Here is a 16,300-nt window from a genome sequence, read left to right on the forward strand (position 1 = left end):
GGCCAATTTTATTTAATTAACTATACAATAACTATACAACTATGTAATAAATAGGGATAACTGTAACTAATCAAAACTTTAATTAGATTATATATCTATATTTAGACATGCTTAACCCTAAAGATAAACTGAAATTTGCCTGCATTTTTATTTGTGTTGCGCTGTTTCAAGAAATAAATGCGCAACTAGGTTTTTGCCAAGGTAGCTCAGGAGATCCTATTTTTCTGGAAAATTTTGGGACAGGTAGTTCTTTCTCTGCATTACCTAATGGAACTACAACTTACAACTTCAGTGCATCTTTTCCAGATGATGGGTTTTACACGGTTTCCAATGGATCATTTGGAAATCCTTTTGACTGGCATGAAATAGAAGACCACACTCCAGGTGATTCAGATGGGAAATTTCTAATTGTTAATGCGGGGTTTTCTGCTGGTGAGTTTTACAGAACAACAGTTACAGGTCTTTGTGAAATGACAACATATGAATTCTCAGCTTGGTTGTTCAATCTACTTGAAGTCCCAGGCTTTTGTATTAATCTTGGAATTGAAATCCCAATAAATGTTAGTTTTCAAATTTGGGATGAAACAGATACAAATTTGTTAGCTAGCGGTGATACAGGTGATATATTTGCCACGGCCGAACCAACTTGGGGTGAATATGGTTTAGTCTTTCAAACCTTGGCAAATCAAGAATCAGTAATACTTAAAATGATAAACAATGGTATTGGTGGATGTGGTAATGACCTAGCCATTGATGATATTGAATTTAAGACCTGTGGGGATACAGTTGTTGTTAATGACGAATTTAACAATACATCAGCGTCAATTTGTGAAAATGAAGTGCCTTATTCTACAGAACTAATTGCATTACCAGATTTTTCAGTTTTTAATGATCATTTTTATCAGTGGCAGGTAAGTACAGATGGGACTACATGGTTAGATATAAATGGAGCAACTAATCAGACTTTAGATGTTATTGTTAGTGAAGCTAGTTATTACAGAACTAAAGTTGCGGAGGTAGCCGCTAATCTAAATAATAATCAATGTGTGCTTTATTCTGACATTTTTGAATTTACATTTGATCCTAGCCCATCACCTCCCTCAAGTGATGGGGATGTTCAATTTAATTGTGATTTAAATTCAGCTACCTTAGTAGTTTCAGTTCCTGACAACATCTCTGTTAATTGGTATACTGATCTAATTGGAGGAACCCTTTTAGAAAGTAACAATATAGAATATATTATAGATTTTGAAGGCACTGTATTTGCCGAGAGTGTCAATATTATTACAGGTTGTGTATCATTGTCACGAACACCTGTAAGTTCATTTGTTAATGCACCACCAGATCCTATTGCGAATGAGATTAACTTTAATTGTGCACAAAGTGCTTTTGAAATATCAGTAAATACTGTTCCAAATACAATTGTCAATTGGTATGATTCATTTACTGATGGTACCTTATTGTCTTCAGACAGTACAACTTTTACTGTCACAGAAGAAGGAGTATATTATGCCGAAGCAGTAGACTTAAGTTCTGGTTGTTCCTCCTTAAATAGAGTAGCATTTGACCTTAATAGAAATACTGCAATTCAAAATTGTATAATCCCACAAGGGATATCACCTGATGTGTCACCTGGATTAAATGATACATTTGATTTGAGTGCTTTTGGCATCTCTCAAATTGAAATATATAATAGAAATGGCAGTTTAATATATAACAATAACAATTACACAAATCAATGGAAAGGTCAAAGCAATGCTGGTGAAGATCTTCCGGTTGGGACGTACTATTATGTTGTTTTATTTGAAGGTGAAACAGAAAAAAGAACCGGTTGGGTTTATTTAAATAAATGACAGTTCATAAAAGAAATAGAATAAATAAGATACTTAGTGCTATTATTATAATTGCGCTTTTCTTTTCTGCATTAGAGTTAAACGCTCAGTTAGGCTTTTGTCAAGGAAATTCTGGTGATCCAATCTTCATGGAAACATTTGGAACAGGGACAAATTATGGACCTCAGTTGCCAGCTGGTACAACAACGTATCAATTTATTGGTAACAGTGGTCCGCAAGATGGACAATATACAATAGGTAGTAATACATTCTCGTATGGTTGGAATTTACCAAGTGACCATACACCTGACGATACCAATGGTAAGGCTTTAATTGTAAATGCGAGCTTTTCTTCTGGAGAGTTTTATAATGCTACGATAAGTGGATTGTGTGAGAATACAACCTATGAGTTTTCTGCATGGCTTATTAATATTTTACCTGCTTCGGGATGTGGAGGTTCAGGAATACCTGTTAATGTAGGATTTCAGATATGGGATGATACAGATACAAGTTTGTTGGCAAGTGGCGATACAGGTAACATCTTTGGGTCTAATACACCTACTTGGGAGCAATACGGATTAGTTTTTCAGACATTGCCTGGCCAGACTTCTATCATCTTAAAAATGATAAATAATGGTGTTGGTGGATGTGGAAATGATTTAGCAATAGACGATATAGTCTTTAAAAGTTGTGGAGATTTAATTACAGCAGAAAACCCATTAGGTGATAGTTCTGAGACCATTTGTAGTTCCTTAACGCCCTATTCGCAAACAATCACTGCTATTCCAGACAATACCGTATTTAGTTCGCATTTTTATCAATGGCAGTCTAGTCCTGATGGTGTAAATTGGGTGGATTTGGCTGGAGAGACTAATGATGTACTTAATATCACCGGACTCAATGCCACTACATTTTATAGAGCCAAGGTTGCAGAGTTTGCAGCTAACCTAAGTAATTCAGATTGTATTACTTTTTCTGATGTCTATGAAATTAATGTCACACCTGCACCACCACAGCCCACAATTGAGTGCTGGGAAACAGCTACTTTTGATTCAAATATTTGTGATTGGATTGTAACAGGAACACAACCTGTTCAACCAGCTTTGGAATGTTGGGAAACCACGACGTTTAATAATACGACATGTACTTGGGATGTAACAGGAACACAGCCTGTTCAACCAGCTTTGGAATGTTGGGAAGCCGCGACGTTTAATGACGTCACATGCTCATGGGATGTAACAGGAAGCCAACCTGTACAGCCTACGATAGAATGTTGGGAAACGGCCAATTTTAACACCACAACTTGTACTTGGGAAGTTACTGGTACTCAACCAGCACAACCTACTGGTTTAGAATGTTGGGAAACAACGTCATTTAATGATACAACGTGTTCTTGGGATATATTGGGCACCCAGCCAGCTCAGCCATCAATTGAGTGTTGGGAAACAGCTACTTTTAATAATACCACATGCGCTTGGGAGATTACAGGCACACAACCACCAGCTCCAACAAATCTTGAATGTTGGGAAGTAGCATCATTTAATAATACCACATGTAGTTGGGAAGTTTCAGGTTCTCAACCTATTCAACCTACATTAGAATGTTGGCAAACTGCAATATTTGATACGACAAGTTGTACATGGGTAATATCTGGGACACAGCCACCAGAACCAACTAATCTCGAATGCTGGGAAACAGCCACATTTAACGACATGACTTGTATGTGGGAAGTTTCTGGAGTTGAGCCTGAGGAGCCTATGGATTTGTTATGCTGGCAAACAGCTGTTTTTAATGAAACACTTTGTGAATGGGAGATTATTGGAGATCAACCATTAGAAACGCGAAATGAGTTTTTATTTTTATGTGAGGGTGAGTCTATAGAATTAGAAGCTATTTCTGAAATAAATAACCCAACTTACACATGGGAAGATGGACAGGATACTTTTTCTATTTCAGTTGATAGTGGAGGTAGTTATGTTGTTGAGGTTACTGATAATTGTTTTACTGAGATTATAACATTTAATGTTACTGAGATTGAAGTTCCAATAATTGAAAGTGTTGTTTCCGATGGTAATGCAATCGTTGTAAACCTTCAAAATCCAGGAGATTATGTCTATTCCTTAGATGGGATTGATTTTCAGATAAGCAACGTATTTAGCGATGTTGAAAGTGGGTTATATACAGTTTATGTTAAATCTAATGTATGTGATGTTGTTGTTACTGCCGATCACATACATTTCTACATTCAGAAGTTCATTACACCTAATGGTGATGGGAATAACGATACTTTTAATTTTAACCTTGCGCCATATTATAATTCTACGGAAGTCTATATATTTAATCGGTATGGCAAGCTATTATTTTCGGCAAAAAATAGTAACGTTAATTGGGACGGAACTTTTATTGGAAATAAATTACCAAGTTCTGATTATTGGTACAAAATTGTTATAGACAATCAAGAATTTCTTGGACATTTTGCCTTAAAACGTTGATTTATTTTGCGTTGAAATTATAAGCTCGTTCGACTTTACAGATTTTAATACTGTACCATTCGTACCATTTTTCCTTTCCAATTTGTTGAGCAACAAGATGTTCAGCATTCATTTTCCAATTTTTAATAGCTTCTAAACTATCCCAATAGCTTACTGTAATACCTACTCCAAAATTTGAGGAGGTTTTGTCATAATTCTTCGCACTTTCTATACCAAGGTATCCGTTTTGTTTCTCTGCTAATAGCTCCATTTCTTGAGCCATTTTCTCGTAACCATCCTTGTCATTTGCATGCTTTGAAGTAAATATTACAGCAAAATAGGGTTTAGCTTGTTTTATTGTTAACATCCCATGGGTATATTAAATACAATTAGTTTCTCAATTGTGTTATCGTCCTTATCAGTAATCATAATTTTTAGAAATATTCTACTCGTTGAAACCGATATTGGATATTCATTTATGCTTTTAGCATTATTGAGATGTTCAACCCACTCTGGACCACAGTAATCTTGAACCTCCTTTTTCAACTCATCTATCGATATACCAACAAATTTAGTCCAATCCTCTTGAGTGTAAGATAGGGTTTTAAATCTACTGTTATCTATTTGTGTTATAGGTTTCCAATTAGACACATAATGTTTCCACTCTGTTAAATCACAATGAGGGCCTTCATTTGAAATGGATATACTATTTTCAAACTGTTGAAAAATACTAATCCTTTTATAGTCCTTATGTTTTAAAATCAAAGTTTTGCCTTCGGGTGTGTCACCAAGTTCAACATCAACTGATATAGTGTCGGAATCAAAAAATGATTTTACCTTAAATTCATCTATAGTTTTAATATCCTTGATTTTTAAATTTAGATTCTTATAATCTACTTCAATACTTTCTTTTAGTTGTTTGGATAGATAACCACCAAAAACATAGCCATATTGGGTACGGGTTTTTACTTTCATCCAATTTCCTGTAATCGTTTTGCCATTATCTAGAATTACGAGTTTTTCTCCTGTGTCATTTTCAATTTTAATAGGTTGACCATATTTAAGTTTACCTATTTTCTTTGAGGTTAAATTTGGTTTTTCCCTGATGGAAAGACCGTTGTCAGCGACCACATAGGCCAATTCCTGTGCATTAATAAAAGGAGCAATAACTAGTAATGCAATAGCTAAAATTTGTTTCAAACAATTCATAATTTTTGTTTTTAGTGTTGAACATTTTAGCGGTTGTTCAATAGGTAATTTTAGTGTGTAAAGTGCAAAACAGGAGGTCTTGTCTTTAACAAATTAGATGAAGTAAGTACTTTCTTGTTAATTAGTTACGGTGGTAAATGTAGGGTTAGATTTTTTTATCTTGTTAAAGTGTTCTTAAAGTTGAATTACTTTATTTTTCATATATCCCAATGCTGATCTCACCCTTAGCATTCATTTGTGCTCTATACATTCCGGCAGTATTAAATTCGGCGATCATATTCCCATTTTTGTCTAATGCCACTATGCCACCATCACCACCAAGATCTTTGACTTTGTCTAACACTATTTTGGCAGCTTCTTCCAGACTAAGACCTTTATAATCCATTAGGGCCGAGATATCGTGAGCAACTTGCGCTCTGATAAAATATTCTCCCCAGCCAGTACTCGACACACCACAGGTTGCATTGTTTGCATAGGTTCCCGATCCAATTATTGGTGCATCACCAATACGACCATAGCGCTTATTTGTCATACCACCAGTAGAAGTACCTGCGACAATATTGCCGTTTTTATCTAAAGCCACACAACCCACTGTACCAAATTTTGAATTCTGAATATCTTCATCAAAGAAATTTATTAAAGCAGATTCCATATCAATATTTTTTTCCTTTCGTGCTTGCTTTTCTTTAACACGCTTTAATCCATTAAATCGACTTTCTGTAAAGAAGTAATCTGGTTCTACTATGGTTAAGCCTTGTTCTTCCGCAAAAGTTTCTGCGCCTATTCCTGATAGCATTACATGATCTGATTTTTCCATAACAGCTCTCGCTAGGTTTATGGGGTTTTTTACGTTGGTTGTTCCTGCAGACGCACCAGCATTTAGAGTTTTGCCATCCATAATCGAAGCATCGAGTTCATTTGTTTCAGCATTTGTAAAAACGGCACCTTTACCAGCATTGAAAAGTGGTGAATCTTCCATAACGTTTATTGTTTTCACAACAGCATCTAAACTACTTCCTCCTTCTTTGAGAATATTGTGACCAACTCGTATTGCTTCTTCAAGTTTTGCTTTATAGGCCTTTTCACGTTCTGGGGTCATATTCTTTTTTAATATGGTTCCTGCACCACCATGAATAATTATTGCAAATTCTGCGCGTTCCTCGTTGGTAATTGATTCTTTTTCAAGACCTGAGTCTGAGAGATTTTTGGTTTCGTTTTTACAATTAAATAGAAGTAAGAGAAAAGTAAAAATTAGAATAGAACGCTTCATATTTCAAAGGATTTTTATGAGCATTAAAGTTACATTTTTAAGTAGCATGCTTCAAGCAAAAATGGCAATTTATTAGTAACTTCGCGATAAATTTTAATAATTCACAAAAACTAAGTCAATATGGAAGCCATTGCTACCAATTTCGGAATAAAAGAAGCTTTAGATCAATTAGGAATTAAAGCTATTAATGAGGGAACTTCAACAGGGTCTAATAATTTTTCTAACGGAGAAATCATTGAATCTATTTCTCCAGTTGATGGACAATTAATTGCCTCTGTAAAAGCATCAACTAAAGAAGATTATGAACTTGCCATGCAAGAGGCTGTTAAGGCGTTTAAATCTTGGCGCGTAATGCCAGCACCTCAAAGAGGAGAAATTGTACGTCAGTTTGGTGAAAAATTGAGAGAAAAGAAAGAAGCACTTGGTAAACTTGTTTCCTATGAGATGGGTAAATCCTACCAAGAAGGGTTAGGTGAAGTACAGGAGATGATTGATATATGTGATTTTGCAGTTGGACTTTCGAGACAATTACATGGTTTAACTATGCATTCTGAGCGTCCTGGTCATCGCATGTATGAACAATATCATCCATTAGGAATAGTTGGAATTATTTCAGCATTTAATTTTCCCGTGGCCGTATGGTCATGGAATACAGCTTTGGCATGGATCTGCGGAGATGTTTGTATATGGAAACCTTCTGAAAAGACTCCAGTTTGTGGTGTTGCATGCCAAAATATTATAGCCGAAGTATTAAAAGAAAATGATTTACCAGAAGGAATATCATGCTTAATAAATGGAGATTATAAGGTTGGAGAATTTATGACCAAAGATTCTCGAGTGCCTTTAGTTTCAGCAACAGGATCAACAAGAATGGGAAAAATCGTTGCTAAAGAAGTTGCAGGTAGATTAGGCAAATCGCTTTTAGAACTTGGAGGAAACAATGCAATAATTGTTACACCAGATGCAGATATAAAAATGACTGTTATTGGAGCTGTATTTGGAGCTGTTGGAACGGCAGGACAGCGTTGTACTTCTACACGTCGTTTAATTATACATGAATCGATTTATGATAAAGTTAAAAATGCAGTAGTCGATGCCTACGGACAGCTTAGAATAGGTAATCCTCTGGATGAAAACAATCATGTTGGTCCATTGATTGATAAAGATGCTGTTAGAATGTATAATGAAGCACTAGAAAAAGTTGTTGAAGAAGGCGGAAATATCATAGTTGAAGGAGGTGTCCTTTCGGGTGAAGGTTACGAGTCTGGTTGTTATGTAAAACCTGCAATTGCCGAAGCTAACAATTCCTATGAGATTGTACAACATGAAACATTTGCTCCGGTTTTATACTTACTAAAATATTCTGGAGATATTACTAATGCGATTGAAATTCAAAATAATGTAGCTCAAGGATTATCTTCTGCAATTATGACAAATAATTTACGTGAGGCTGAACGATTCTTATCTCATGCTGGTTCAGATTGTGGTATAGCTAATGTGAATATTGGAACTTCTGGTGCTGAAATTGGTGGTGCATTTGGAGGTGAGAAAGAAACAGGTGGTGGAAGAGAGTCAGGATCCGATGCCTGGAAAATATATATGAGACGTCAAACCAATACCATAAATTATACGACTGAACTACCTTTAGCTCAAGGTATAAAGTTTGACTTATAACAAATATTTTAATATTCAGAAAAAGTCACATCCATCGATGTGACTTTTTTTGTTTTACTGACTCCTAATAGTAGGAAGCTATAGGCTATTTTTTTGTATTTTAAACTAAATATAGTCACTGCAGTCATAGTATTATGGAAAAACGACAGATACTTCATCTTTATTGGCGTGCTGGGTTTGGTCTTAAGCCAAAAGAGCTAGAACACCTGTTGCCTTTAGAACGACACAAAATAGTTAATGATCTTTTTCACCAATCAAGAGATATTGTGCCATTAAAAAAGGATTTATCTTATTTAAATTCTTACCCTGTTGATGAATTAAAGAAAAGCAAGGTATTAAGGATGGAACTTTTCGAGAAAAATAGAAAAGAAACCCAAATATTAAATACTATTTGGCTTAAGCGCCTGACAACCACAAATATGGTTTTAAGAGAGCGTATGACCCTCTTTTGGGCGAATCATTTTGTTTGTAAAGATTTGGCGACCAATCACATTTTACAATACAATACTACGCTCAGAACACATGCTTTAGGCAACTTCAGAGATTTCGTTAAGGCTGTTACAAGAGAACCTTCCATGATAAAATACCTTAATTTAAATAGAAATGTAAAAAACAGTCCAAATGAGAATTTTGCGCGTGAACTTTTAGAATTATTTACTCTTGGAGAAGGAAATTACTCTGAAACTGATATTAAAGAATGTTCTAGAGCTTTTACAGGATATAATTTTAAAGTTAACGGTGAGTTTAGATTTATAAAAAATAGACATGATTATGGTCAAAAATTGTTTTTTGGTCAAAACGGAAAATTAAAAGGCGATGATATCATAGATCTAATTTTAGAGCAAAGACAGTGCGCCAAACATATATGTGAGAAAATTTATAGCTATTTCGTTAATGTTGATTTGGATGATGAACATATTAATGAAATGACAGATGTGTTTTATCGGGATTACGACATAGAACGATTAATGCGATTTGTGTTTATGTCAGATTGGTTCTATAAGAAAGTAAACATAGGTACAAAAATTAAATCTCCTGTCGATTTAATTGTTGGAATACAAAGAATAGTGCCAGTTTATTTTACAAAAAACAATGAACTATATAGATTGCAAAATTTATTAGATCAATTTTTGCTATTTCCGCCAAACGTTGCAGGTTGGAAAGGCGGCAAGAATTGGATTACTACTAATAGCTTAATGTTGAGGATTAAGTTACCATCTATGATGTTGGAAAAGGAAAGCTTTACCTATCAATATAAAGGTAACTTGAAAAATCTAAGAATTGTCTCTGTAAAGAACAAGTATCAAGAAAAATTAACTGTTTATGTGGATTGGCCAAGTTATCGAAAAAGTGTAAAAAAAATATCTTTAGAAGCCCTGAAAGACACTCTTATTTTATGCGATATCAATAACGGAACAAAACGATATATTAGAAGTTTTGGCAGACGATCTAGTAAGAAAAACTTGGTTAATCTTATGTCACTGCCAGAATATCAAATGTGCTGAAAAAAATTGGAAAGATGAAAAGAAGAAAGTTTATTAGGAATAGTGCATTAGCAACAAGTATGTTAATGGTGCCAAAATTTTTGAAGGCATTTGAAGATATATCTACGAGCACTTTTGGACATAAAAATTTAGTAATTGTTCATTTAAAAGGTGGTAATGACGGGTTAAATACAATTATTCCGATAAATAATGACATTTATTATAAGTCTCGACCTAAGATTGCGATTAAAAAAACTGAAACTATAAAACTAAATTATGAGTTGGGCTTTCATAAGGCTTTATTACCGTTAAAAAGTTTATATGATTCAGGAGAACTTAGCATTATAAATAATGTTGGTTACCCAAACCCTAGTCGTTCACATTTTACTTCCACGGATATATGGCATACGGCGGGTGATCATGAGAATATATTAGATTCAGGTTGGATTGGAAGATATTTAGACAATTATGGGAAAAAGCCCTACAATGCCATTCAGATAGATGATCAATTAGCTTTAGCTTTAAGAGGGGAAAAGATTAATGGAATCGCCACAAAACATGCAAAGCAACTATTTCGTTCTTTACAAGAGTCCGATTTCAATACTATATTATCGCATTATGATAGAAGTCATGAGACGGAACATCACCTAGGCTATTTATATCAGACTATGATTGATGCGAAATCTTCAGCAAAATATTTATACGAAAATGCTTTAGACTCAAAATTATCAGATAATTATCCTAAGAAATCCACACTTGCAAACCAAATGAAAGTTATTGGGCAATTCATTAATTCCAGAATTGATGCCAATGTCTATTATGCTACATTAAATGGTTTTGATACACATGTTGCACAAGTTGCTAGACAAGCTAATTTGTTGAAGACTTATGCGGAAGCAATGGATGCTTTTGTTAAAGACTTAAAGATAAATGGAACATTTAATAATACCTTAATCCTAACTTTTTCTGAATTTGGAAGACGTGTAAAACAGAATTATAGTAATGGGACAGATCATGGTGCTGCCAACAATCTTTTTGTAATTGGAAAAAACTTAAAACGTGCAGGTTTATATAATCTACCATCTTCACTAACCGATTTAGATGATAATGGGGACATTAAATATGAAATAGATTTTAGGGAGGTTTATGCTACTATTATCGATAAGTGGCTTCAGGTAGACGATCAGAAAATACTAAATAAGTCTTTTAGCAAATTAGATTTTATCTAAACTAAAAAACCCTATCTCAAAAAGGATATTCTCCTATTGAAACAGGGTTTGTATAAATTGATTAATAGCACTTCAAAGATGCATATATTTTTTATAGTTAGGTAAAATTTATGACGAATGGCGAAAAAAAATGTATGACTTGCAAACTTGCAAAAATACGTTCGACGAGATGCAAAAAACAGCGTTGAAAAATGAGATTTATTCGATATAATTCAATTGTATCGTACTTTTCTTAATATTCTTATCGTCTCTTTATAGGACCTATATAGTTCTATACTATATTTTTTTATGTATGGTTTAGCATATTCTAATTTGGGTAAGGCATCTTCAAAACCGTTGAGATAGCAAATGAGATAACTTGCGGCTAAGTTTTCTAAGTCAGAATGCTCATGAGGAGCAATAGTAGTTCCTTTTTCTAATTTTTCTAATATAGAATTATTGGTGTTATAGATATGATGCAATACCTTTTTGTCGTATTGTGGTGGTTCAAATATTAAATTGGCCTCGATAGAATAGTTTGCATTGTTTTCAAATTGAATTGTTTTCTCTTCAAGTTTGTAAAACTTGAACGAATTCTGTAAACCCAACCTTACGTATTCAATTATAGTAAAGGAATGATCATCAAATGCTATAGCAACCTCATCTAATGCAGAATAAAATAATCTTACTTGCTCGTTTATAAGTTCAATATCTACTCTAGAATAGAAAACTTCATCTTTAACTTGCTTTTTGTCACCAGACCAACAGAGCACAAAGTACTCTTTAAATACTTTATAGGTTGGACTAAAGTCTTTTCGTTTATTCATAAAATCGAAGACACCATCAAGAGTGAGTTGAATGTTGTTTTGGGCATGTTTCTCAATGGCAGAAACTATTTTGGAATTAACATCTTTAATTTCGATATCAAATACCTTTGGCATACTCATACTGCCATCTCTAAAGAAAACAGACCCACCGTAATACTTCCAGATGTTTTTTCTTAGAGATGTTATTTCATCAATTGGCCTTATGGTTACAAGACCAACTACTTTATCATCTGGCAAATGTGGAAATGGGATATTTTCATATTGAACGACAGGTGGGTTGGTGAGATAGGCATTAATTAAATTCTGAATTTTACTATCGTCAAAAAAATCTGTGCCTATTATCTTATTGTCTTCATCCTGAACTCCAATTACGATATAGGAGTTGTTCTTTGGATTACTGTTAGAAAGCGCGCAAATGTGCTTTAAAAACTTGGCTTTACCCTCCTTATAACTAATATCTACTTTTCTTTTTTTGTCATAGAAACTGTTCTCATCGTTATGAGCCAGTAGATTTTTTATAAGAAGTCGTTTGTTAATCATTCTAGCCCACAGGAACTGTTTTAGTTAGTCTTTTTCACGGTTACAGAGTTAGCCTGTGCAGTAGGGAAAACCAAAACATCAGCAAGATTTACATGTGAAGGTCTGGTAACAGTAAAATGTATAATTTCAGCAATATCTTCTGCTTGGAGTGCTTTGTAACCCTGATATACGTTTTCCGCTTCAGGACCTCCTTTAAATCGAACCTCTGAAAACTCAGTTTCAACTAAACCAGGATTTATGGCACTCACTTTAATACCATAAGGATTCAGATCAATGCGCATACCTTCTGTTATTGCTAATACGGCGTGCTTGCTTGCACAATAGACATTACCTTTTGGGTAAACCTCTTTTCCTGCTGATGATCCAACATTAATAATGTGGCCATTTTTCCTTTCTGTCATCCCTGGAATAATAGCTTTGCTTACATAAAGCAAACCTTTAACATTAATATCCATCATGGCATCCCAATCATCAACATTTCCACTTTGGATAGGGTCTAAACCATGTGCATTTCCAGCATTATTAATTAATATGTCTATAGCTTTAAATTCATCAGGAATTGAACAAATAGCTTCTTCAGTTTTTTGACGGTCTCTTACATCAAAATTTAAGGTAAAGACATCTGTTTGTCTGGATAATGCTTTTTGAACACTATCTAGACGGTGTTGGCGTCTTCCACAAAGAATTAAATTTATACCATGTTCAGCAAATACATGTGCTGTTGCTCTTCCAATACCACTTGTTGCTCCAGTAATTAACGCAGTTTTCTTCATGTGTTTTTATTTAGGGTACTTTATGACCTTGACAAGCCACTAGAATTAAAAACCAATCCTCTAATTCTAGATTTAATTTAGTGGCCTCAACAGCTTGTTTTAATCGCTTTGAATTTGTTGTTCCAACAACAGGAATAATACCAGCAGGATGCCTTAACGACCAAGCCAATAACAATTGATCTTCAGTAGCATTATATTTTCCTAATAATTCACCAAGTTGCTTGTGTATACGCCTAGTTTGTTCATTGTCTTCTCTAAAAACAGAACCTAAAGGAGACCATGCCATAGGCCTAATACCACAGGTTTTCATATAATCTAATGTGCCATCATGCATAGCACTATGTTGGGTCAATGAAAACTCGATTTGATTAACATCTATATCCATTCTTAAGCCAATCATTTCCATCTGTGAAGGTGTAAAGTTAGAAACACCAAAATCTTTGATTTTCCCTTGTTTCTTTAAAAGTGTTATCGCCTCTGCAATTTCTTCAGCTACCATTAATGGACTTGGTCGGTGAAGCAGTAAAAGATCAAGATAATCAGTTTCTAAATTCTTCAAGGATTGTTCTACAGACCAAATAATATAGTCTTTGCTATAATCGTAGTGTTTAACTTTATTTTCCCTATTCTCGCACATATACTGAATGCCACACTTCGATATAAGTTGGATGTTTTCACGTTTTATACTAGAATTTGTGAAGGCCTTACCAAATGCAGCTTCGGTAGTGTAAGCGCCGTAAATATCGGCATGATCAAATGTAGTTATCTCATTTTCAACACAATGATGCATTAGATCTGTCATCTGTTTTGTTGACATTTTTTTACCCCACTCACCCCAGGTCATCGTACCTGCAATTATTTTAGAATATTTCAAAGGATTTAGTCTTAGATTTTATCAAATTAGTGATGCATAAAAATAAAGAAAACTTTCATATACTTAAATGAGTGTTAAGCCTTTATTTTACTCAGATTTTTAACCAAATGTTAACAGCAACTACCGATTTATTTTAACACTTTGCATCTTCGAAAAAAATATATTTAACAGTTTCGATAAAAAATATTGAAAAAATGGAAGAAACGAGTACGATTGATATAAAATCAATAAATGAGAAGATAGAAAAAGAGAGTGCTTTTGTTGATTTATTGACCTTTGAAATGAATAAGGTAATAGTTGGGCAAAAACACATGATTGAGCGACTATTAATCGGATTACTTGGACAAGGACATATTTTGTTAGAAGGTGTTCCTGGATTAGCAAAAACCTTAGCGATTAATACGTTGTCTAAGGCAATAGATGCTTCGTTTAGTAGAATTCAGTTTACTCCAGACTTACTTCCTGCTGACGTTATAGGAACCTTAATCTACAACATAAAGGAAAATGATTTCTCTATCAAGAAGGGTCCAATATTCGCCAACTTTGTTTTAGCAGATGAGATTAACAGAGCACCTGCAAAAGTGCAATCTGCACTTTTAGAAGCTATGCAAGAAAAGCAAGTTACTATTGGAGATGAAACATTCATACTTGAGAAACCATTTTTAGTTATGGCAACTCAAAACCCTGTGGAACAAGAGGGAACTTATCCTTTACCTGAAGCGCAGGTAGACCGTTTTATGCTTAAGACGGTAATTGATTATCCAAAATTAGATGAAGAACAACTCATTGTAAGAGCTAATCTTAAAGGTGCCTATGATAAAGTAAATCCTGTAGTTTCTCCTAGACAAATATTGAGTGCACAGGAGGCGGTTAGAGAAGTGTATATGGACGAAAAGATTGAAAAATATATTCTTGATATCATTTTCGCAACGCGTTATCCAGAAAAGTATAATCTTACTGATCTTAAGCCACTGATTTCATTTGGAGCATCACCAAGGGGAAGTATCAATTTGGCTATAGCTGCCAAATGTTATGCCTTCATTAAGCGCAGAGGATATGTGATTCCTGAAGATGTACGTGCAGTAGTTCATGATGTGCTTCGCCATAGAATAGGAATTACCTATGAGGCAGAAGCAGAGAATGTTACTTCAGAGGACATTATTAATAAAATTGTCAACGAAATCGAAGTACCATAGAATTTTAGATTTTCGAAAAACAAAACACGGTTTAGCCAATCGTAAAACAACAATCTTCTATCGAAAATTGAGACATGGATACTAAAGAACTTTTAAAAAAAGTACGGAAAATAGAGATTAAGACACGTCGGCTGTCTGATCATATTTTTGGTGGTGAATATCATTCCACATTTAAGGGAAGAGGTATGACTTTTTCTGAAGTACGTCAGTATCAATTTGGTGATGATGTTAGAAATATAGATTGGAATGTTACCGCGAGATATAATGAGCCTTTTGTAAAAGTTTTTGAAGAGGAACGTGAGCTTACCATGATGTTGATGGCAGATGTTTCAGGTAGTAAATTATTTGGTACTAGGAATCAGTTTAAAGATGAAATCGTAACTGAAATAGCTGCGACACTTGCCTTTTCAGCAACACAGAACAATGATAAAATAGGGCTGATATTATTTTCAGATGAGATTGAATTATATATACCACCTAAAAAAGGAAGATCTCATGTTCTTAGAATTATTAGAGAGTTGTTAGAGTTTCAACCTAAAAGCAAGAAAACAAATATTGGTGAGGCCTTTAAGTTTTTGTCCAATGTCATGAAGAAAAAGGCCATTGTTTTTGTATTATCCGATTTCATTGCTGATGACTACAAGCATAACCTTAAAATATCTGCAGGTAAACACGATATTACTGGGATTAGAATTTATGACAAACAAGAAGCCTCAATTCCTAATATTGGAATGGTACAAATGGAGGACGAGGAGTCTGGTGAATTACTTTTGGTGAATACAGCATCTAAAAAAGTTAGAATTAATTACGAAAAATTTTACAGAGAGAGAGTTGATTATTTTAAGGATAGTTTTACTAAATCTGGAGCAGGATCTATAGATTGTAGAGTTGATGAAAGCTATGTAAAAAAATTACTTGGCTATTTTAAAAGACGAGGCTAGT

At 34.2% G+C, this 16,300-nt stretch carries 13 protein-coding genes; 7 read left to right on the forward strand and 6 right to left on the reverse strand.

The genetic code is table 11. From position 1 onward, the window contains the following. Window positions 1-107: 107 nt before the first annotated feature. Both ACRHOC_RS03930 and ACRHOC_RS03935 read left to right on the forward strand, forming a co-directional pair. Complete coding sequence (locus ACRHOC_RS03930) at window positions 108-1,853, forward strand: gliding motility-associated C-terminal domain-containing protein (protein WP_431157244.1); 1,746 nt, start codon at window positions 108-110, stop codon at window positions 1,851-1,853. Next, window positions 1,850-4,324, forward strand: coding sequence for a T9SS type B sorting domain-containing protein (locus tag ACRHOC_RS03935; RefSeq protein ID WP_431157245.1), 2,475 nt, complete (start codon window positions 1,850-1,852; stop codon window positions 4,322-4,324). Before ACRHOC_RS03930 ends, ACRHOC_RS03935 begins: the two co-directional genes overlap by 4 nt. A gap of 1 nt (window position 4,325) precedes the next feature. Here ACRHOC_RS03935 and ACRHOC_RS03940 read toward each other — a convergent pair whose 3' ends face one another. The 3 genes from ACRHOC_RS03940 to ACRHOC_RS03950 all read right to left on the reverse strand — a co-directional run bounded on the left by ACRHOC_RS03940 (window position 4,326) and on the right by ACRHOC_RS03950 (window position 6,782). Beyond that, window positions 4,326-4,670: an antibiotic biosynthesis monooxygenase family protein gene (locus ACRHOC_RS03940; RefSeq protein WP_431157246.1), complete on the reverse strand. Its 345-nt coding sequence runs from the start codon at window positions 4,668-4,670 to the stop codon at window positions 4,326-4,328. Continuing rightward, entirely contained in the window at window positions 4,664-5,512 is an 849-nt protein-coding gene (locus tag ACRHOC_RS03945) for an SH3 domain-containing protein (protein WP_431157247.1), read from the reverse strand. Before ACRHOC_RS03945 ends, ACRHOC_RS03940 begins: the two co-directional genes overlap by 7 nt. A 190-nt stretch (window positions 5,513-5,702) precedes the next feature. Then, complete coding sequence (locus ACRHOC_RS03950; RefSeq protein ID WP_431157248.1) at window positions 5,703-6,782, reverse strand: isoaspartyl peptidase/L-asparaginase family protein; 1,080 nt, start codon at window positions 6,780-6,782, stop codon at window positions 5,703-5,705. A gap of 120 nt (window positions 6,783-6,902) precedes the next feature. Between ACRHOC_RS03950 and amaB the strand changes: the two genes are divergently transcribed. From amaB to ACRHOC_RS03965, 3 genes are all read left to right on the forward strand, one after another. Then, entirely contained in the window at window positions 6,903-8,456 is a 1,554-nt protein-coding gene (gene amaB / locus ACRHOC_RS03955; protein WP_431157249.1) for an L-piperidine-6-carboxylate dehydrogenase, read from the forward strand. A 209-nt stretch (window positions 8,457-8,665) separates the two neighbouring features. Further along, window positions 8,666-9,961: a DUF1800 domain-containing protein gene (locus tag ACRHOC_RS03960; protein ID WP_431157250.1), complete on the forward strand. Its 1,296-nt coding sequence runs from the start codon at window positions 8,666-8,668 to the stop codon at window positions 9,959-9,961. A 14-nt stretch (window positions 9,962-9,975) separates the two neighbouring features. Beyond that, entirely contained in the window at window positions 9,976-11,169 is a 1,194-nt protein-coding gene (locus ACRHOC_RS03965) for a DUF1501 domain-containing protein (protein ID WP_431157251.1), read from the forward strand. 212 nt (window positions 11,170-11,381) lie between these two features. On the opposite strand, the gene ACRHOC_RS03970 is transcribed toward ACRHOC_RS03965, so the two are convergent. From ACRHOC_RS03970 to ACRHOC_RS03980, 3 genes are read right to left on the reverse strand one after another with little or no spacing between them, the layout of a single operon-like run. After that, window positions 11,382-12,515, reverse strand: coding sequence for an ATP-binding protein (locus ACRHOC_RS03970; protein WP_431157252.1), 1,134 nt, complete (start codon window positions 12,513-12,515; stop codon window positions 11,382-11,384). Between the two features lie 20 nt (window positions 12,516-12,535). After that, on the reverse strand, window positions 12,536-13,288 hold the full coding sequence (locus ACRHOC_RS03975; RefSeq protein WP_431157253.1) for an SDR family NAD(P)-dependent oxidoreductase: 753 nt from the start codon (window positions 13,286-13,288) through the stop codon (window positions 12,536-12,538). Window positions 13,289-13,298: 10 nt separating this feature from the next. After that, complete coding sequence (locus tag ACRHOC_RS03980) at window positions 13,299-14,162, reverse strand: aldo/keto reductase (RefSeq protein ID WP_431157255.1); 864 nt, start codon at window positions 14,160-14,162, stop codon at window positions 13,299-13,301. A 194-nt stretch (window positions 14,163-14,356) separates the two neighbouring features. On the opposite strand from ACRHOC_RS03980, the gene ACRHOC_RS03985 reads away from it, so the two are divergent. Both ACRHOC_RS03985 and ACRHOC_RS03990 read left to right on the forward strand, forming a co-directional pair. Continuing rightward, complete coding sequence (locus ACRHOC_RS03985) at window positions 14,357-15,358, forward strand: AAA family ATPase (RefSeq protein ID WP_431157256.1); 1,002 nt, start codon at window positions 14,357-14,359, stop codon at window positions 15,356-15,358. Window positions 15,359-15,432: 74 nt separating this feature from the next. After that, window positions 15,433-16,299: a DUF58 domain-containing protein gene (locus tag ACRHOC_RS03990; RefSeq protein WP_431157257.1), complete on the forward strand. Its 867-nt coding sequence runs from the start codon at window positions 15,433-15,435 to the stop codon at window positions 16,297-16,299. Window position 16,300: the final 1 nt, after the last annotated feature.

It is taken from the genome of Winogradskyella poriferorum (assembly GCF_050618035.1).
Lineage (GTDB): Bacteria > Bacteroidota > Bacteroidia > Flavobacteriales > Flavobacteriaceae > Winogradskyella > Winogradskyella poriferorum_A.